This window comes from Devosia sp. RR2S18, from assembly GCF_030177755.1.
Taxonomy (GTDB): Bacteria; Pseudomonadota; Alphaproteobacteria; order Rhizobiales; family Devosiaceae; genus Devosia; species Devosia rhizosphaerae.
Genome location: NZ_CP126539.1, coordinates 2,934,600 through 2,952,034, shown reverse-complemented (window position 1 = coordinate 2,952,034; position 17,435 = coordinate 2,934,600). Strand labels below are relative to the sequence as shown.

Here is a 17,435-nt window from a genome sequence, read left to right as displayed (position 1 = left end):
ACAATACCATGTCGAACAACGCGACTGCAATTGAACGTGCGGTGCTTGATGAGCTCGATCATGTCATCACGGGTCTTGCAGAGGAAGGGCACCTCGAACTTGTGGTGAGAGATTCTGAAGAGCTGTTGAGGGAGGTCGAAGATGGCAGCCTCAGCGCGCAGCATCTTCGGGAACTTGCGCGGCTGCTGGAGTTGCATGGTCGCACTCCGGCGAATTTCCTGGAGGACGGAAACACTCCTGGCCTGAGCTCAGCAATCTCCGGCATCATCAAGCAGGCGCAGTCTAAGCATGGAAGTGCTGAGGAGGTGAACCGCGCAATGGCGGAACGGCGCGAGCGCGATCGGTCGGCCAGGGCAGATTACATGGAAAAGCGCGGCAATGAAGAGTTTGCGGATGCTGATGTTGCCGCAGCGGCAGAGCTTGTGAGCCTCATTCTGGCTTCTGATCCCGCTTCATTGGTGACGTTGTTGGAATACTTGGCGGCTTTCACCGAGAAACATCCGGCAGACCGGCAGCGGTTCAACTCGAACGTTCTCGCGATTTCTAACGCGTTGACCGCCACCTAGCACTGGTGCAACCAACGAGCGCCCCAGACCTATGGGGCGCTCATTCACGCTGGAATCTGTTTGGCAAAAGCGACTGCATGTTCCCCTGAGCGCCTTCGTCAATGTGCCGGGCGATGCGCTCTGTTGCGCCATTGTAGTCTGTGATGAACAACAGGGCCGCGCAATATCTGTCCCATGTCACGCCGGGAGGGAACGTCTGAGTTGTGTGCCGCGCATAGTGGAGTAGAACTTCGGCGCGCGCATAAAGCTCCGCCGCATCTTCAAGGTAGTCCTCTAAGTTTGCGTAGTGCATTCCGCGTGAAGTAGCCACTGAGCTGACGCGGCTCTCCAGCACCTGCATGGTGGCGAACATAAGCGCGAGATACTGCGCCTCTTCCCTGGTCGCGAACTCTGCAAATTCCTTCACCGCCAGCGCCGCTTCCATCGGAAGGGGAGGCAGGTCCGGCATTTGCGCGCCTCCCGGCAATATGCCGTTGTGGCACTGACCCATCAGATACCAAATGCCCTGACCTGTCCCTTTAGCGTAGCCGACAATGGCCGAGAGATGGAGTGATAGCCAACTGCGGGCTGCCTCTCTTTGTCCTTGCTTTCGCTCCCACTCGATTGCCGCCGTTTGACGCGTTTGTTGATACAATAGGACAGCTGCTCCGATTGCGCTGACTAGCGCAAGGAGCCCGGCGAATAGCGTCTGATAATGGTAGAGCCAAGTGTCCGGTTCGCCGCCAATTGTCGGACCTACGGCCAAAGCGGTTAAAGTAGTGAATAGAAGGAAAACCGCGAACAATAACTCCGCTTTACCCAAGCCTTACCCCCATGCTCTATGCAGGCGAGTGATCGCCGGTTCAGGAGCGCCATACTCCACGGTTATTGCCTTTCAAGGTCACTGCTTAGACCAATAGAAGGACCATTGTTCTGGATAGCTCGTCAATCTTGATGTGTTGCTTTTCCCTGACCACAACCCCTCCCAACAGCGAGCAAATTTGCGATATCAAATACTGAAGCTCGTGCTGGAGAGCCACAAATGAAGATCGCTATCCCGCGACCCGTTATTCCCGATACTGCGCGGGAAGCCATCGACAAGGAAAAACCATGGTTTGACTACGCCAGGTATACCCTTACTGTCCCAACCATCTGGGCTGCTACTTGGGCAGGAATATTCGCAGTCCTTCGCTCGGACGGGCCAGGTTGGTATACGGCAATGTCCGGCACAGCCATGGCTCTCGCGTTGCTCTTCTCAGTTGTAGTTACAGTTAGGTGGATGATCCTGACTTCGCTCCTACCAACAGTTTGGGCGCATAATATCGCTCCACGCAACCGGTGGCTGCGCGGTTCGGTGTGGGTAGTTGCTTGGTTTACATGCTCGTTTTTCGCTGTAAGCATGCCGATATTCATCGGAGTTAGCATTCGTGCGCTTGCCGTCGGCTGAAGCCAATCATCTATACGTTGCTGATTCAATCAACTGCACACGCTTCTGCAAGGTGCCCTGCGGAAGCTGGCCATAGCGCGCAGTCATGCTGAACTTGCTGTGTCCCATAAGGAAGCCAAACTCATCATCCATGAAGCCGGCCTCCCGCATCGCGTCGGAGAAGCCGTGACGGAAGCTGTAGAGCGAGATCCCGCGCCCCTGCTTCAGGCCGAGCTTGATGAGATAGGTGCCGAACTTCTTCTCGAACGCTGATGCGATATGACCTCGCGCATTGCGTTCAGCTTCGGGGAAGACGCGCCGCTCACCAGCTTCCCGCTGGCGATTTACATGATCGATAAAGCCCATCTCCACCAGCTTGGAGTGGACGGGAACCACGCGGAACGATCCCTTTGTCTTCAGGCTCTTTTCGTCGTCACCTTCATCGGTAAGGTGCAGCACCCAAACGCCGTGCATCTGCCGAACATCATCCACTAGGAGCTGGGCAATTTCACCGGGTCGTGCGCCTGAATACATCATCACGAAAGGGAGCCAATAGCGATGATCGTCGCGGATCAGATGGTCTCCCGGCACATGCCATTTAGAATCGTCCTTGCAGCCGGTGAAGAATGGAGAGGCAAACAACACCTTGCGCTCTTCGTCAGTGAAGGGGCGGGCGTTCGTCTTTGTCTTGTCCACCGATAGATACATTTCGGGGAATGGGTTAGCCGAGAGGTAGTCGTGCGCTACTAGCCAATTGCAGAAGGCGCTGAAGGCAGCGATGTAGCGGTTGACCGTCTTAGCGGTAATAACCGGCCTGGGGGTCTTTGATAGGCGGTTTGCCTCGACAATCTCCTTGATCCCCATGCCTCGAAAGATGCCAATCTCTGCTGCCTTCACCGGGTATTCCATAAGCAGCGCCTTCCATTCACGCGCTGCCTTCTTGTCTAGGCTGGTTACGGGAAAGTCGCTGCCGACAAGTTCAATGAACGTGCCAATATCGCGCCGTGCCTGCATGAGAGCAGCTTCCTTGACGCGCTTTGGATTTTCCTTTGCATAACGCTCGAACAGGTCCATCAGCCGTTCTCCTGGCTTAGCGACTTCTGCCGTTGCCGTTGGGCGGGTAACAATGGGATCGGATGGCATTCCGGCATAATTGCCAAGATCGCGCTCACTGGCGCGCTGCAAGGCTTCGATCTGGGCGCGCATCAGACGGAAGCAAAGTTCCCGATATTGAGCGCTGCCTTTTTCAAGGAGGAGCTGCCGACGGTCGATAAAGCTGTCCGCAGCCCAATGCACCAGAACCGTTTCGCCCCGGCCCAGATGGTCGCGCAAGGCTTTCAAATGATACTGGCGAATGTCCTTAGGAGTTTCCTTGTCGGTGCCGGGGAGGGCGCGCGCCAAGTCGTCGTGCTGAAGCTCGGTGGTGTATTGCTCCCATGTGGCGTTGGCAAAGTCCGCCTCAGTCATATCGCGGCGGCGGCGGAGTTCATCAAACTTTTGGTGCCATTCCGATAGCACAGAGAGCTTTCGCACGTTGGCGGTGCGCCGGTCTTTAGTTCGGAGCGAACGAACTAGCTCAGCGGTGCCCATGAGCTGCTGAAGTTCAACAGGCACCTTGAGCCTAGCGTAATAGACAGGGCCACGAGTCTTGAGATTGGAGCCGGACGTCATGCATTTCTCCTTCCCCAAAGTTATAGCCATCTGGTGCCGAGATGCAGGCGATTGTGCCTGAAAGTGGATCACCAAAGTGGATCAGTTGACCGCAAGAAAGCACTGCAAAAGCAGCGACTTACAATGAAATCAACGACTTAAGGAGGATTGGCTGGGGAACCTGGATTCGAACCAAGATCGACGGAGTCAGAGTCCGCTGTTCTACCATTGAACTATTCCCCAGCAGGGGTGCCACCATGGAGCTTGGGTGGCGGCGCGGGTGAGGCAAGCCATCTGTCCGGCGCGGGCATTGCATAGACAAAGCCGCATGAGATTGCAAGCGCCTCCCGCCGACCTTTCTTCATCCTGCTTTGCATTGCGCTCCCAGTCCCCTTGCTCTAGGGTCTTCGGTGACACGCAAAAACAGTGCGTTCGGGCGCGAGCGGCCCAGCCGTCTCCTGCGACCGCGTACGACAGGAGATCAAAGTGACCGATTCTGATCGGTCCGCCGCCGTGCTTTCGTCGCCAGACGAGCCGGCGATCCGTATCCCTGCAGGCTCCGGCCGGCCGGGAGGGGCAGGGGGCTCACGGCCCCAGGTCACAGCGGAAAAGCGGACCCCCGCCGCCACCACTCCCCCTCGCAAGCATCGCGGCCCGCTTTATGCCGCGCTCGATCTCGGCACCAACAATTGCCGTCTCCTCATCGCCCGGCCGCATGACCATGGCTTCCGTGTGCTGGATGGCTTCACACGCATCGTCCGGCTGGGTGAAGGCGTATCGGTTACCGGCAGATTGTCGGACGCCGCGATGGACCGCACCATGGAGGCGCTGCGCCAGTGTCGCAACAAGCTGCGCGAGCATCAACCTGCGCGCATGCGCCTGATCGCGACCGAGGCCTGTCGGGCTGCCGAGAACGGTCCGGCGTTTCTGGAGCGGGTGAACGAAGAGCTGGGGATCGAGCTCGAAATCGTCGACCGCCGTACCGAGGCGGAACTGGCCGTGACCGGCTGTGCTGACCTTATCGAGGGCGCGGCGCAGGGCGCGCTGATGTTCGATATTGGCGGTGGGTCGTCGGAACTGGCTTGGCTCGATTTCAGGGGCGGTCGGCCCAAATCGCAGGGCCGCATGTCAGCGTCCATCCGCTCCTGGCAATCGCTGCCGGTGGGGGTGGTCTCGATCGCTGAAAAGTTCGGCGGGATCAATGTCACGCCCGAAGTGTTCGAGGCTATGGTGGCGCACGTTGCCGAGCACCTCAAGCAGTTCCGTGGGCGCGAAAAGCTGCGCCAGATGATCGGCACCCATCCGGTGCACCTGATCGGGACCTCGGGTACGGTGACGACATTGGCGGGGCTGCATCTCGGTCTCGAGCGGTACGAACGGCAAAAGGTCGACGGGCTCTGGATGAAGCGCATCGAGGTCGATGAGACCATGCGGGTGCTGCTTGGCATGCCGTTCGAGCGGCGCGTCGCCCATCCCTGCATCGGCAAGGACCGCGCCGATCTGGTGCTGCCCGGTTGCGCCATCTTCGAGGCGATCCGTCGCGAATGGCCGACCGAGCGGGTGCGGGTGGCCGACCGGGGCTTGCGCGAGGGCATCCTGATCTCGCTGATTGATGCCGATCGGGGGCGTCGACCCTCACGCTACCCGCGGAGGAACAGCAATGGTGGATAAGGCTCTCGGCACCGGCGGGCGTAAGTCCGACAAGGACCTCAAGATCCGCGTCAAATCTGCCAAGGGCCGCAAGGTCTCCTCGACCAAATGGCTCGAGCGGCAACTCAATGATCCCTATGTCGCCCGTGCTCGGGCGGAGGGCTACCGCTCGCGGGCTGCCTTCAAGATCAAGGAGATGGACGACAAGCATAAGCTCTTTCGCAAGGGCATGCGGGTTGTCGATTTGGGCGCCGCGCCGGGGGGCTGGTCGCAAGTTGCCGCCAAGGCGACCGGCTCGACCGTGGCCAATCCTCTGATCGTGGGCATCGATTATCTCGAGATGGATCCGATCCCCGGCGTCATCCTGCTCCAGAAGGATTTCACCGAGAACGATGCGCCCGCCATGCTGATCGAAGCTATGGGCGGCAAGAAGGCCGATCTCGTTATGTCCGACATGGCCTGGCCAACCACTGGCCACCGCGCCACCGATCACATCCGCATCGTGCAACTGATCGAGATTGCTGCCGACTTCGCGCTCGACGTGCTGGCGCCCGGCGGGATCTTCGTTGCAAAGGTGTTCCAGGGCGGCACCGAACATGAACTGCTCCACATGCTCAAGCGTCACTTCAAGAGCACTTTCCACGCCAAGCCACCCTCCAGCCGCAGCGATTCTGCCGAGGCCTACTTGATCGCCAAGGGCTTCAAGGGACGGACTGACGAACCAGCGGAAGAGATAGAGGATTGACCCCTGTCAGTGAAGATGCGGGCCGCGGAGCAATTCGTAGCCGGCATTGCGGGGAATGCGGATGAACATCACCGTCGAGATCGCGCAGACAGCCGCCACCACATAGAAGGCGATGTGGAAGTCGCTGAGTGCAAGGTCGTCGCCGCCGCGTACCCGATGCGCGAGTTCCAGGGTGCCGCCACCCAGTGCTACGCCCATGGCGAACATCAACTGGCCCCACACCTGGCTGATTACGTTGGCCTGGCCGGCGTCCTTGTCGGAAATGTCGGCGAAGACGAAGGCATTCGATCCCGTCCAGAAGGTGGAGTTCCAGAACCCCACGAACACCAGCACCCCAAGGATCAGCGGGATCGGGGTGGCGGGCGTATAAAGCCCCATGGCGAACACGCCCAGCGCCGAAATGGCAGTGGAGGCCACCAGCGGATATTTGAACCCCCAGTGGGCAAAGATGCGATTGGCGACGAACTTGGCAGCCAGTGCGCCCACAGCCGCCGAGAACGTCACCATGCCGGACTGGAAAGGCGTCATCCCGAAGTTAAGCTGCAGCATCAGCGGGAAAAGAAAGGGCGTCGCGCCCTGGCCCAGACGGAAGAAGGTCCCCGCCACGACGGCGGTGCGGAACGCCGGAAACCGCAGGAGGCGCAGGTCCAGTAGCGGTTGCTCGGTGTCGAGCGCATGCCATGTGTAGGCGGCGCCCAGCCCAATACCGAGCGCTGCGGCAACGGCGCCATAGATCGGCGGCAGCGCTGGAAGGCTCACCACCGAGCAGCCGAAGGCAAAGAGCGCGAAGGCCGAGCCGGCGAGAACAAAGCCCTTCATGTCGATCTTGCGGGGCGCGTTGCGCTTCTCGTTGGGCAGGACCAGACCGACTAGCATGATACCGGCAATCCCGATCGGCACATTGATGATGAAGATCCAGTGCCAGGAAAAATAAGTTGTGAGAAAGCCACCGAAGGGCGGTCCAACAATAGGGCCGATCAGTGCCGGTATTGTCAGCCAGGCCATGGCGTCGACCAGTTGATGTCGCGGCGTCTGGCGCACCAGCACCAGCCGCGCCACTGGGCCCATCATGGCCCCGCCCATGCCCTGCACGAAGCGGGCGATGACGAATGCCGTCAGCGAGTTCGAGAAAGCACAGGCAATCGAGCCCACCATGAATACCAGCATGGCGGTCCGGAACACGCGCCGGGCGCCGAAGCGATCCGCCATCCAACTCGAAATGGGGATGAAGATCGCAAGCGCCACAAGATAGGAGGTGAGTGCTAGCTTCAGCGCAATGGGTTCGGTGCCGATATCGGTGGCGATGGCGGCCAGGGAGGTCGCGATCACCGTGGAGTCCATGTTTTCCATGAAAAGCGCGGTAGCGAGGATCAGGGGCGTGGTGCGCGCAGCTGTCGCCGCAGCCGTGCTCATGCTCGCTCCTCCTGATGCTCGATGGCACGATGACCCGAGACATTGCTGCCGGCATTTGCCGGCAGCGCGAAATAAACGAGGCCCGCCAGCGCGCTGAGCCCGCCGACGGTGAAAAAGGCGATGCGGAAGTCCCACAGCGTCAGGCCACCGCCATGGGTATGCGTGCTGATCTCGAGAATGGCGCCCGCGACGGCGACCCCAAAGGCGATGGAGAGCTGCTGCGCCACGGCAACGATTGCCGTGCCCTGAGCGGCCTCTTCGTCGTCCACATCGGCATAGGCTATAGCGTTGGAACCGGTGAAGAATACGGACCGCAGGACCCCGCCGACCAGCAGCACAGCCATCATGATCGGCACCGGAGTCGTGGCGGTGAACAGCCCTTGCGCTCCGATCAAGAGGCCGCCCACAACAGCAGCAGTGCCCAGCACACGCGGAAAGCCGAAGCGGGCATAGATGCGCTCGGCCATGAACTTGCTCATGATCGCACCGATAGCGGCCACAAAGGTGATGGCGCCAGACTGAAAGGGGTTCAGCCCAAAGCCGAGCTGCAACATCAAGGGCAGGAGGAAGGGCATCGCCCCCACGCCGATGCGGAATATGGAGCCGCCGGTGATGGCACTGCGGAACAGGCGGTGCCGCAGCAGCGCTGGGTCGAGCAGCGGAAACGCAGTGCGTCGGGCGTGCAGCAGGTAGAGAATGCCCGAGAGGACGCCGGTGCCCAATGTCATGTAGCCATAGGCGAGCGGCAGCGCGGGAAGGCTCACGACCGAGAGGCCGAAGACGCAGCCGGCAAACGCCACTCCGGCCAAAAAGAAACCGGGGAGATCAATAGGCCGCGGGCTGCGTATTTCGGGCACCTTGAGATAGATGCTCGACAGAATGATCCCTGCAATGCCGATGGGTATGTTGATCCAAAAGATCCAGTGCCAGCTGAGGTAAGTAGTAAGAAAACCGCCGATCAGCGGCCCCGAGAGCGGCCCCAGCAGCGCCGGCACTGTCAGCCACGCAAGCGCTGCAACAAGCTCGTTGCGCGGTGTCGCCCGGACTAGCAAGAGACGCCCGACGGGCGTCATCATCGATGAACCGATGCCTTGGAAGAACCGGGACAGCACGAAGCTCTCCAGCGAGGAGGCGAAGGAGCAGGCCAGCGAGCCCAGCATGAATACGAAGATGGCGATGCGAAAGATGTTCTTGGCGCCGAACCGGTCCGCCATCCATCCGCTGATGGGAATGAAGATGGCCAGCGCCACGAAGTAGGCGGTCAGCGCCAGCTTGAGCGCGATCGGATCGGTGCCGATATCGGCCGCAATTGCCGGCAGCGAAGTGGCGATGACAGTCGAGTCCATCTGTTCCATGAAGAGGGCGACCGCCAGGATCAGCGGGGTGAGGCGGATTGGTGGCATGAAACCGGGGAATCGTCGACCGAGGGAGGTGAGCCCACAAGTACTATGAGCTAGGCTCGGTTCCGCTGCCAAGTCGTGACGTTACTGAAGCTTAGCCAATTCTCCGAGACTTCCAGTGCACTGGTCGGCGGGAAGTTGGTGCAGCAGGAACTGCCGGTCATCGGCTCCTGCTTCCAGAACAAAGCCTTCGTCTGCGCCGCACTCGCTGGCGAGGCGGATAAATCCGCTCTGCTCCAAATCTACCAGGACACTCTCGCCGCGCGAGGTTACGACAATGCCGCCACCGTCGCATTCCAACCCGCAGATCATCGCGCCATCGCCGGCCCTGCATTCACCGACCGCCGTCCCGTGGCTGCCATCCCGCAGGCTGGCCGAAAGGGCAAACTGTTGCCGGTCGCGGTTGTCCGCATCGGCTGCCGAGAAGGTGAGACCCAGCGCCACCTGGCTGACCTTCTGCTCAGGATGGCTAGCCAGATGTGCCGCGTCATACTCGCGCGACCAGCATGCGACCGACCCCTGCCCTGCCGGTAGCCAAGCGCCGAGTTCCCCCGCGTACAACGGTGTCGCGATCAACAGCCCCGCCACTACTGTTCCAACTCGCATTTCAGCTCTCCGCCTAACGCCATTCTGCTCCGCTACAAAGCCTATGCAAGTCCCCTTCGCGGTGCTATTGACCCTCGCCAACCTGAGCTCCGGCAGAATAGCTGTCTGAGCTCCAATCCATTCATCTCTGACATGTTCAGAAGGCAGGAAGGGTCTGGCCTTGGCGAAGATTATTACCACCATCACCGGCGATGCGGCACTCACCTTCGACGACGTGCTCTTGCAGCCAGCACGCTCCGATATCCTGCCGACCGACACCGACATTTCAACCTATGTCACCAAGGACATAGCGCTCAATCTTCCCATCCTTTCGTCGGCTATGGACACGGTCACCGAGAGCGCAATGGCCATTGCCATGGCCCAGGCCGGCGGCTTGGGCGTCATTCACAAGAACCTCACCGCTGCCGAACAGGCCGAAGAGGTGCGCCAGGTCAAAAGCTTCGAGTCGGGCATGGTGGTGAATCCCATCACCATCGGACCCGACGCGACGCTTGCCGATGCCTTGGCGCTGATGCAGAACCATCGCATTTCCGGCATTCCCGTGGTCGAAAACGGCGGCACTGGCGGGCGCGCCACTGGCAAGCTCGTGGGTATTCTCACCAACCGGGACGTGCGCTTCGCCTCGCATCCAGCCCAGCCCATCCGCGAACTGATGACGTTCGAGAAGCTCGTCACCGTACGCGAGGGCGTCTCCAAGGATGAAGCCAAGGTGCTGCTGCACCGCCACCGCATCGAGAAGCTCCTGGTCGTGGACGAGGACTACCGCTGTATCGGTCTCATCACCGTCAAGGATATCGAGAAGGCGCAGCTCAATCCGCATGCCGTCAAGGACGAGCAGGGGCGGCTGCGCGTTGCCGCTGCGTCTACCGTGGGTGATCAGGGCTTTGAGCGCTCCATGCAGTTGATCGAGGCCGGTGTCGACCTCCTCGTGATCGACACCGCGCACGGTCACTCCGTACGGGTTGCCGAGGCGGTGGAGCGCGTCAAGCGCGAGAGCAATTCCACCCGTATCGTCGCCGGCAATGTCGCGACAGCTGAAGCTACCAAGGCGCTGATTGACGCCGGCGCGGATTCCATCAAGGTCGGGATCGGCCCAGGCTCGATTTGCACCACACGCGTGGTGGCCGGCGTCGGTGTGCCGCAACTGGCAGCAGTGATGTCCTGTGCCGAGGAGGGCGCCAAGCAGGGCGTTCCGGTGATTGCCGATGGCGGCATCAAGTTTTCGGGCGACATGGCCAAAGCCCTCGCCGGCGGCGCCTCCTGTGTGATGGTCGGCTCGCTTTTGGCCGGCACCGATGAAGCTCCTGGCGAGGTCTACCTGTATCAGGGTCGCTCCTACAAATCGTACCGAGGCATGGGCTCCGTGGGTGCCATGGGGTCCGGCTCGGCCGACCGCTACTTCCAGCAGGACGTACGCGATCAGATGAAGCTCGTACCAGAAGGCATCGAAGGCCAGGTGCCCTATAAAGGCGCGGTTGGGGCAGTGCTGCACCAGCTTGCTGGAGGCTTGCGTGCCTCCATGGGCTATACCGGAGCCCATACCCTCAAAGACTTCCGCGAGAACGCCACCTTCGTGAAGATTTCCGGCGCTGCGCTCAACGAGAGCCACGTCCACGACGTGACCATCACCCGGGAAGCGCCAAACTACCGAAGCGCCCGCTAATCTCTGAGACCCTGAACTCGTCCTTCCCCTGGAATAGGGGAGGGCGGACGGTGCTATTGATTTTCCATAGCTCGCCGGCTATACGTTAATTCATAGTCAATGGTGAATGGATTGATGCAAGAACACCAGGATCTGCTTTTTCGATCCCTTGCGGACCCCACGCGTCGATCACTGTTCGAGCGACTCTGTCGCGAGGGGGAGCAGACGGTGGGTGCTCTCACCACCTTCGCCGGCGTCGCCCAGCCCACCGTTTCCAAGCACCTTGCCGTCCTCAAACAAGCGGGGCTGGTTCGGGATCGTCATGAGGGCCGCCAAACGCACTACACGGCCGATGCCAGGGGCCTCTCCCCGCTACTCGACTGGACGCGCGAAATGGCTGGCTTCTGGGAGAACCGCTTCGACAGTTTGGAAGACCTGCTCAAGAGGATGGATCAATGAATGCCAACAAGTGGATACGCCAGTCGCATCGGTGGCTGTCGATCAGCTTCACGCTGATGGTTCTTGCCAACTTTGCCGTCATGGGACGCGGAGACGTAGCACTCTGGATTGGTGCTCTGACCTTGGTGCCGCTATTCCTGCTATTGTTCAGCGGGCTCTACCTGTTCGTGCTGCCTTATCTCGCCCGGTGGCGCACCGCCCGACGCGTCGGCAGTTAGGTGGCGAAAATGGCTGAGAACGAGTGGAAAGCGCCCGCCCGGGTGGTGCTGCTCTCAGGCGGCAACCCGCAGATTCCTAAAGGCTATGGACAGGCGCCGATCGACGCCTACATCGCCGCTGCGCCGGGTTGGAAAAGCCCCCTGGTTCGCCGCATCGACCAGCTCGTCACTTGCACCGTTCCTGGGGTCCGCAAAGCGGTGAAGTGGAACTCGCCGCTCTACGGGGTAGAGCAGGATCATTATTTCCTCGGCTACCACTGCTTCGACAAATACCTCAAGGTCACCTTCATGCAAGGGGCCTCTCTAAGTCCGCAGCCGCCCGGGCCCTCCAAGCAGAAGGCGGTTCGTTACCTCGATATCTTTGAGAACGACGAACTCGACGAGGCCCAGTTTACCGATTGGGTCGTTCAGGCCAGCCGCCTGCCAGGCGAGAAGATGTGAGCAGAGAATGACAGCGGGTCCATCCGAACTGATCGACGCCAGGATTGCTGCTCTAACCGACTGGCGCGGGGAGGTCCTCGCGCAGATCCGCCGACTGATCCTTGAGGCCGATCCTGCCGTGGAGGAAGAGTGGAAATGGGACAAGCCCGTGTGGTCCCGCAGCGGCATTATCTGCACCGGCGAAGTTTATAAGAAGGTCGTAAAAACCACCTTCGCAAAGGGTGCCGCCGTGGCGGATCCGGCACACCTCTTCAACTCCAGCCTGGAAGGCAATACGCGACGCGCTATCGATTTCCCGGAAGGTGCGGAGATAAACCAAGAGGCGTTCAAGGAACTGATCCGCGCAGCGATTACGCTCAATCTTTCTCGACCAGCCAAGACCCACACCAAGGGAGAGGTTCGATGACCGAACTTCGTACGGCGATTGTCGAACGGGAATTCGCCTATCCCCCCGAGAAGCTCTGGCGCGCCCTGACCCAGCCGCACCTGATCGAGGAGTGGCTGATGAAGAATAACTTTGCGCTGGAGCTCGGTCACAAGTTCCAGTTGCGCGGCGAGTGGGGTGGCACGCTCGACTGTGAGGTGCTCGCCATCGAGCCCAACCGGGTGCTCTCCTATAGCTGGAACTTTGCCAGCGATGATCCCGCCTATGCGCTCGAGAGTGTCGTTACCCTGACCTTAACGCCGACCGCCACCGGGACGCATCTGCGGATGGAGCAATCGGGCTTCCGCCCAGACCAGAAGCAGGCCTATGGCGGCGCACATGCCGGTTGGAAGGGGTTTCTCGACCAGCTGGAAGAGGTGGCAGAGCGGGCTTGAGCAGCAAGGGGTGTGTGCAAGCGGGAACTGATTAGGGTACAAGCACTTAGTCCCGCGCCCCGAATCTGCAGCAGAGCTTGAACATGCCCCTTACTGCCAAGCTCCTCGTGCTTGCAATCGCCGCCCAAGTTCTGCTGACGATCGCAATCCTCGCCATGATGGGGCGGGAACGCGTGCCCCGCGTGATGTCCGGAGAGGTCGACGTCAAGGATATCGCGGTGGATCGCTCCGCCTACCCACTCCGCGCGCGCCTCCTGTCGAACAGTTTCGACAACCAGTTCCAGCTGCCTGTGCTGTTCTATGTTGCCGTTCTGGTGACGCTCTGGGCCGGCGCGATGGGCTGGGTTGAAGTCGTTCTCGCCTGGCTCTTCGTCGCCCTCCGCTATGTCCATGCCGCCATTCACGTGACCAGCAATCGGGTCTTCCGCCGCTTCAGCGCCTATGTCGCCGGCCTTGCGGTATTGACCCTGCTCTGGCTATGGCTCGTTGGACGCGTCCTTTTTGTTTGAGCCGGTGAAGTCCAAATGCCACCCGTCCTGCGCATCGACACCATCTTCGTGCCTGCTATCGACACCAGCGCTGCTGCCGAGTGGTATCGCCGGCTCTTTGACATGGTGGAGATATTTCGCTCGGCTCAGCACATCGGCCTTCGGTTCGCGGGCGCTCCGTCAACGAGCACTGCCCTGACCTTGATCCCGGTGGAGCGAATCGACCCAAACACCCACGTGGCGTTCAACTTCTACGCTCCCGATCCCGAGGCGCTCCGCGAGAGCCTTGTTGCGGCAGGATCGGAGGTAACACCGATCAACACCAACGGAGCCATGCGCTGGTTTGACTTCACCGACTTCAGCGGCAACCGCATCAATGTCTGCCATTTTCCAGGAAAACAGTGATGCGTCTCCCCGGTCGTCTGGCCGCCGCCATTGCAGTCCTTGCGGATGTGGAATCGCGCAAGCGCCCGGTTTCTGAAGCCCTCAAGGCCTGGGGGCTCAACAACCGTTTCGCCGGCGCGGGCGATCGCGCAGCTATCGGCAATTTGGTCTATGATGCCCTCCGCCGACGCGCCTCCCATGCCTTTGCGATGGGCGATGATAGCCCGCGCGCTCTGGTACTCGCCGTCGCGGTTCGCGATTGGAAGGAAGACCCTGCTTCTCTGAACGAAACCTTTAAGGAGGATGACCACGCTCCGGCTCCCCTGAGCGACGAAGAAGTCGAGCGCCTGTCATCTGATCCCGCGACCGCGCCCGACTACGTCCGGGCCGATGTTCCCGAATGGCTCGCACCATCTCTCGCCCGTGGCCTGGGCGAAAATTGGGTTGCAGAAGGGCAGGGCATGTCCGGCAGGCCCTCCCTGGACCTCCGCGTAAACACGCTGAAATCCACGCGCGAGCGGGTCGTGAAGTCGCTGGCGCGCTTTGATCCGGCGGAGGCCTCCATCTCACCCAACGGCCTCACCATGCCTGCAGGCCCGCGCGATGCGCGCACCCCCAATGTGACGACCGACGAAGGCTATCAGAAGGGCTGGTTCGAGGTGCAGGACCAGGGCAGCCAGATTGTGGCCGCGCTGGCAAATGCCCGTCCCGGTGAACAGGCGCTGGACCTTTGCGCCGGCGCGGGTGGCAAGACGCTGGCGCTTGCCGCTGCCATGGATAATCGCGGTCAGATATTCGCCTATGACAGCGACCGCAGCCGCCTTGCGCCCATTTACGAGCGCCTTAAGCGCAATGGCGCGCGTAACGTTCAGGTCCGTGCCCCCGAAGCCGGCGCGCTAGACGATCTTCGCGGTAAGATGGATCGCGTCGTTATCGATGCGCCATGCAGCGGCACCGGCACTTGGCGTCGTCGGCCCGATACCAAGTGGAAGCTAACGTCGGATTTGCTGGCGCAGCGCGTTGCAGATCAAGCCGCGGTGCTGGCAGAAGGGCAAACCTATGTGAAGCTCGGCGGCACGCTTATCTACATCACCTGCTCCATCCTCCCCGAGGAGAATGATGACCAGATCGCTGCCTTCAAGTCCGCCTATCCAGCGTTTGAGGACGTCCCGGCAGCCCAACTGTGGGACGCCGCATTTGGCACCCTGCTCCCAGAAGGGCTTGTCTCCACGGGCGGCGGGCTGACGCTGACGCCGCACCGGACAGCTACGGACGGCTTTTACTTTCACGCGCTACGTCGCACCGGCTGATCAGGTGAACCGCCGGCGCTAGCCGCGCGTTCAAGCCGGGTGTCCATCAATCCCCGGTTGTTTGCCATGGCTGCTGCCTCCGCCGTCGACTACAAGACGCCCCGTTCTTGGCTTGTCCTCTCCGCCTTCCTCGTGGTGGTGATCGGCGTCGGCGCGCTGATCGGCACCCAGACTTCCCCCGGTACCTGGTATCAGAATCTAGAAAAGCCCCCCTTTAATCCACCGAATTGGGTGTTTGGGCCGGTCTGGTTCACGCTCTACGCGATGATCGCCGTGGCCGGCTGGCGCATCTTCATGATCGACGCGAGTTCCACCGCTATGAAGCTCTGGTTTGCGCAGATGGTGGTGAACTGGACCTGGTCTCCGGTGTTCTTCATCGGCGAAATGCTTTGGCTCGCCTTGGCGGTCATTCTCATCATGATTGCGCTCATCATCGGCTTCATTGTCAGTGCTGGGAAGCTCGACAAGCTCGCCGCCTGGCTCTTCGTGCCCTATGCTGCGTGGGTGGGCTTTGCGACCCTGCTTAACGCCTCCCTCGCCATTCTCAACTGAGGCTTGCATTGGGACGGCTTGCGCAATTTGCGCCATGGCGATAAGGCCTCGCCATGCAAAGCCCAGACATCGCCGATCACCCGCATTCGATCCTCATCGTCGATTTCGGTTCGCAGGTCACCCAGTTGATCGCGCGCCGCATTCGCGAGACAGGCGTCTATTGCGAGATCCACCCCTTCCAGCATGCCGGTGAAGCCTTCACAGCGCTGCAGCCGAAGGGTGTAGTTCTCTCTGGAAGCCCGGCTTCCACCCTGGACGAGAATGCACCCAGCATCGATCCGGTGATCCTTGAAGCCGGGGTACCGATCCTGGGCATTTGTTATGGCCAGCAGGCGCTTTGCATGGCGCTGGGGGGCAAAGTGGAAGCAGGCCATCACCGTGAGTTCGGCCGGTCCGATCTCAAGGTGCAAAAAGCTTCCGCGCTTTTCGAAGGCGTGTGGGAGCTCGGCACCGAGCACCAGGTCTGGATGAGCCATGGCGACCGCGTCGTCTCCATTCCCGACGGCTTTGAGGTTGTCGGCACGTCGGCCGGCGCGCCCTTCGCCATGATCGCCGATGAGGAGCGGCGCATCTGGGCGGTACAGTTCCACCCCGAGGTGGTCCACACCCCCGATGGCGCCAAGCTCTACGCCAATTTCGTCCACAAGATCTGCGGCATCGAAGCGACCTGGACCATGGCCGCCTATCGCCAGATGATGGTCGAGAAGATCCGGGCCCAGGTCGGTTCGGGCAAGGTCATCTGCGGCCTCTCCGGCGGGGTCGATTCTTCGGTTGCGGCCGTCCTCATCCACGAGGCCATCGGCGACCAGCTCACCTGCATTTATGTCGACCATGGCTTGATGCGGCTCAATGAGAGCGAGCAGGTCGTTTCCATGTTCCGCGATCAGTACAACATTCCGCTGGTGCATGTGGACGCCTCGCGGCTCTTCCTCAGCGAGCTGGAGGGGCAGTCCGACCCCGAGACCAAGCGCAAGATCATCGGCCGGCTGTTCATCGAGACTTTCGAGGCCGAAGCCAAAAAACTCGGCGGCGCCGAATTCCTCGCGCAGGGCACGCTCTATCCCGATGTGATTGAGTCCGTCTCTTTCTCTGGTGGTCCGTCAGTCACCATCAAGTCCCACCACAACGTCGGTGGCTTGCCCGAACGCATGAACATGCAACTGGTCGAGCCGCTGCGTGAGCTCTTCAAGGACGAAGTCCGCGCCCTCGGTCGCGAGCTCGGCCTGCCCGATAGCTTCATCGGTCGTCACCCCTTCCCAGGGCCAGGCCTTGCGATCCGCTGCCCCGGCGGCATCACGCCGGAAAAACTCGACATTCTGCGCCAGGCCGACGCCATTTACCTCGATGAAATCCGCAAGTCTGGTCAGTACGACAAGATCTGGCAGGCATTCGCCGTGCTCCTGCCGGTGCAGACCGTAGGCGTCATGGGTGATGGCCGTACCTATGAGTTCGTCTGCGCGCTTCGGGCTGTCACCTCGGTAGATGGCATGACCGCCGACTTCTACCAGTTTGACATGAACTTCCTGGGCCGCACCGCTACCCGCATCATCAACGAAGTGCGTGGTATCAACCGGGTCGTCTACGACGTGACCAGCAAGCCGCCCGGCACCATCGAGTGGGAATGACGGAGCGCTGGAGGGCCGGGCCCTCCGCGCATTTGCATTCACCGGGCACCATGCTAAGGGTG

19 protein-coding genes and 1 tRNA gene are annotated in these 17,435 nt (G+C 60.8%); 14 read left to right on the top strand and 6 right to left on the bottom strand.

The genetic code is table 11. The annotated features are described in order from the left end of the window. Positions 1 to 8 precede the first annotated feature (8 nt). On the top strand, positions 9 to 566 hold the full coding sequence (locus QOV41_RS14525) for a hypothetical protein (protein WP_284577475.1): 558 nt from the start codon (positions 9 to 11) through the stop codon (positions 564 to 566). A gap of 40 nt (positions 567 to 606) precedes the next feature. Here the strand turns inward: QOV41_RS14525 and QOV41_RS14520 are convergent, their stop codons facing one another. The 3 genes from QOV41_RS14520 to QOV41_RS14510 all read right to left on the bottom strand — a co-directional run bounded on the left by QOV41_RS14520 (position 607) and on the right by QOV41_RS14510 (position 3,864). Continuing rightward, positions 607 to 1,368 (bottom strand): hypothetical protein, encoded by a 762-nt coding sequence (locus QOV41_RS14520; protein ID WP_284577473.1) that lies wholly within the window; start codon positions 1,366 to 1,368, stop codon positions 607 to 609. 630 nt (positions 1,369 to 1,998) lie between these two features. Further along, positions 1,999 to 3,642, bottom strand: coding sequence for a site-specific integrase (locus QOV41_RS14515; RefSeq protein WP_284577472.1), 1,644 nt, complete (start codon positions 3,640 to 3,642; stop codon positions 1,999 to 2,001). A 148-nt stretch (positions 3,643 to 3,790) separates the two neighbouring features. Further along, positions 3,791 to 3,864: transfer RNA gene (locus QOV41_RS14510), tRNA-Gln, on the bottom strand. 243 nt (positions 3,865 to 4,107) lie between these two features. On the opposite strand from QOV41_RS14510, the gene QOV41_RS14505 reads away from it, so the two are divergent. Both QOV41_RS14505 and QOV41_RS14500 read left to right on the top strand, forming a co-directional pair. Continuing rightward, positions 4,108 to 5,292 carry a Ppx/GppA phosphatase family protein gene (locus tag QOV41_RS14505; RefSeq protein WP_284577470.1) on the top strand — a complete coding sequence of 395 codons (1,185 nt, stop codon included), beginning with the start codon at positions 4,108 to 4,110 and terminating at the stop codon, positions 5,290 to 5,292. Then, entirely contained in the window at positions 5,282 to 6,016 is a 735-nt protein-coding gene (locus QOV41_RS14500) for an RlmE family RNA methyltransferase (protein ID WP_284577469.1), read from the top strand. The genes QOV41_RS14505 and QOV41_RS14500 overlap by 11 nt, the downstream gene beginning before the upstream one ends. 6 nt (positions 6,017 to 6,022) lie before the next feature. On the opposite strand, the gene QOV41_RS14495 is transcribed toward QOV41_RS14500, so the two are convergent. The 3 genes from QOV41_RS14495 to QOV41_RS14485 all read right to left on the bottom strand — a co-directional run bounded on the left by QOV41_RS14495 (position 6,023) and on the right by QOV41_RS14485 (position 9,435). Further along, positions 6,023 to 7,390 carry an MFS transporter gene (locus QOV41_RS14495; RefSeq protein ID WP_463054430.1) on the bottom strand — a complete coding sequence of 456 codons (1,368 nt, stop codon included), beginning with the start codon at positions 7,388 to 7,390 and terminating at the stop codon, positions 6,023 to 6,025. 35 nt (positions 7,391 to 7,425) lie between these two features. Continuing rightward, entirely contained in the window at positions 7,426 to 8,808 is a 1,383-nt protein-coding gene (locus QOV41_RS14490; protein ID WP_284581340.1) for an MFS transporter, read from the bottom strand. A gap of 105 nt (positions 8,809 to 8,913) precedes the next feature. Next, on the bottom strand, positions 8,914 to 9,435 hold the full coding sequence (locus QOV41_RS14485) for a hypothetical protein (protein WP_284577465.1): 522 nt from the start codon (positions 9,433 to 9,435) through the stop codon (positions 8,914 to 8,916). A gap of 160 nt (positions 9,436 to 9,595) precedes the next feature. On the opposite strand from QOV41_RS14485, the gene guaB reads away from it, so the two are divergent. The 11 genes from guaB to guaA all read left to right on the top strand — a co-directional run bounded on the left by guaB (position 9,596) and on the right by guaA (position 17,373). Next, complete coding sequence (gene guaB / locus QOV41_RS14480; RefSeq protein WP_284577463.1) at positions 9,596 to 11,098, top strand: IMP dehydrogenase; 1,503 nt, start codon at positions 9,596 to 9,598, stop codon at positions 11,096 to 11,098. A gap of 114 nt (positions 11,099 to 11,212) precedes the next feature. Then, the gene (locus tag QOV41_RS14475) at positions 11,213 to 11,536 is read left to right on the top strand and encodes an ArsR/SmtB family transcription factor (RefSeq protein ID WP_284577461.1); all 324 of its coding nucleotides are present in this window, start codon (positions 11,213 to 11,215) and stop codon (positions 11,534 to 11,536) included. After that, positions 11,533 to 11,754, top strand: coding sequence for a hypothetical protein (locus QOV41_RS14470; protein WP_284577460.1), 222 nt, complete (start codon positions 11,533 to 11,535; stop codon positions 11,752 to 11,754). The genes QOV41_RS14475 and QOV41_RS14470 overlap by 4 nt, the downstream gene beginning before the upstream one ends. A 9-nt stretch (positions 11,755 to 11,763) precedes the next feature. Continuing rightward, a complete protein-coding gene (locus QOV41_RS14465; RefSeq protein ID WP_284577459.1) occupies positions 11,764 to 12,195 on the top strand; it encodes a DUF1801 domain-containing protein in 432 nt (143 codons plus the stop codon). 7 nt (positions 12,196 to 12,202) lie between these two features. After that, positions 12,203 to 12,601, top strand: a complete 399-nt coding sequence (locus QOV41_RS14460; protein ID WP_284577458.1) for a DUF1801 domain-containing protein — start codon at positions 12,203 to 12,205, stop codon at positions 12,599 to 12,601. Then, complete coding sequence (locus tag QOV41_RS14455) at positions 12,598 to 13,014, top strand: SRPBCC family protein (RefSeq protein WP_284577456.1); 417 nt, start codon at positions 12,598 to 12,600, stop codon at positions 13,012 to 13,014. Before QOV41_RS14460 ends, QOV41_RS14455 begins: the two co-directional genes overlap by 4 nt. Before the next feature lie 83 nt (positions 13,015 to 13,097). Next, complete coding sequence (locus QOV41_RS14450) at positions 13,098 to 13,523, top strand: MAPEG family protein (protein ID WP_284577455.1); 426 nt, start codon at positions 13,098 to 13,100, stop codon at positions 13,521 to 13,523. A 15-nt stretch (positions 13,524 to 13,538) separates the two neighbouring features. Continuing rightward, positions 13,539 to 13,907, top strand: a complete 369-nt coding sequence (locus QOV41_RS14445) for a VOC family protein (RefSeq protein WP_284577453.1) — start codon at positions 13,539 to 13,541, stop codon at positions 13,905 to 13,907. Then, on the top strand, positions 13,907 to 15,196 hold the full coding sequence (locus QOV41_RS14440; RefSeq protein WP_284577452.1) for an RsmB/NOP family class I SAM-dependent RNA methyltransferase: 1,290 nt from the start codon (positions 13,907 to 13,909) through the stop codon (positions 15,194 to 15,196). The genes QOV41_RS14445 and QOV41_RS14440 overlap by 1 nt, the downstream gene beginning before the upstream one ends. 66 nt (positions 15,197 to 15,262) lie before the next feature. Then, a complete protein-coding gene (locus tag QOV41_RS14435; RefSeq protein WP_284577451.1) occupies positions 15,263 to 15,748 on the top strand; it encodes a TspO/MBR family protein in 486 nt (161 codons plus the stop codon). A 53-nt stretch (positions 15,749 to 15,801) separates the two neighbouring features. After that, positions 15,802 to 17,373 (top strand): glutamine-hydrolyzing GMP synthase, encoded by a 1,572-nt coding sequence (guaA, locus tag QOV41_RS14430; protein ID WP_284577450.1) that lies wholly within the window; start codon positions 15,802 to 15,804, stop codon positions 17,371 to 17,373. The last annotated feature ends 62 nt before the right edge of the window (positions 17,374 to 17,435 follow it).

What these genes read in the sequence shown, in the direction of transcription:
- QOV41_RS14525 (WP_284577475.1), top strand. Translation starts at nt 9, where the DNA reads ATGTCGAACAACGCGACTGCAATTGAACGTGCGGTGCTTGATGAGCTC.
- QOV41_RS14515 (WP_284577472.1), bottom strand. Translation starts at nt 3,642, where the DNA reads ATGACGTCCGGCTCCAATCTCAAGACTCGTGGCCCTGTCTATTACGCT.
- QOV41_RS14500 (WP_284577469.1), top strand. Translation starts at nt 5,282, where the DNA reads ATGGTGGATAAGGCTCTCGGCACCGGCGGGCGTAAGTCCGACAAGGAC.
- QOV41_RS14485 (WP_284577465.1), bottom strand. Translation starts at nt 9,435, where the DNA reads ATGCGAGTTGGAACAGTAGTGGCGGGGCTGTTGATCGCGACACCGTTG.
- QOV41_RS14475 (WP_284577461.1), top strand. Translation starts at nt 11,213, where the DNA reads ATGCAAGAACACCAGGATCTGCTTTTTCGATCCCTTGCGGACCCCACG.
- QOV41_RS14470 (WP_284577460.1), top strand. Translation starts at nt 11,533, where the DNA reads ATGAATGCCAACAAGTGGATACGCCAGTCGCATCGGTGGCTGTCGATC.
- QOV41_RS14465 (WP_284577459.1), top strand. Translation starts at nt 11,764, where the DNA reads ATGGCTGAGAACGAGTGGAAAGCGCCCGCCCGGGTGGTGCTGCTCTCA.
- QOV41_RS14460 (WP_284577458.1), top strand. Translation starts at nt 12,203, where the DNA reads ATGACAGCGGGTCCATCCGAACTGATCGACGCCAGGATTGCTGCTCTA.
- QOV41_RS14455 (WP_284577456.1), top strand. Translation starts at nt 12,598, where the DNA reads ATGACCGAACTTCGTACGGCGATTGTCGAACGGGAATTCGCCTATCCC.
- QOV41_RS14450 (WP_284577455.1), top strand. Translation starts at nt 13,098, where the DNA reads ATGCCCCTTACTGCCAAGCTCCTCGTGCTTGCAATCGCCGCCCAAGTT.
- QOV41_RS14445 (WP_284577453.1), top strand. Translation starts at nt 13,539, where the DNA reads ATGCCACCCGTCCTGCGCATCGACACCATCTTCGTGCCTGCTATCGAC.
- QOV41_RS14440 (WP_284577452.1), top strand. Translation starts at nt 13,907, where the DNA reads ATGCGTCTCCCCGGTCGTCTGGCCGCCGCCATTGCAGTCCTTGCGGAT.
- QOV41_RS14435 (WP_284577451.1), top strand. Translation starts at nt 15,263, where the DNA reads ATGGCTGCTGCCTCCGCCGTCGACTACAAGACGCCCCGTTCTTGGCTT.
- guaA (WP_284577450.1), top strand. Translation starts at nt 15,802, where the DNA reads ATGCAAAGCCCAGACATCGCCGATCACCCGCATTCGATCCTCATCGTC.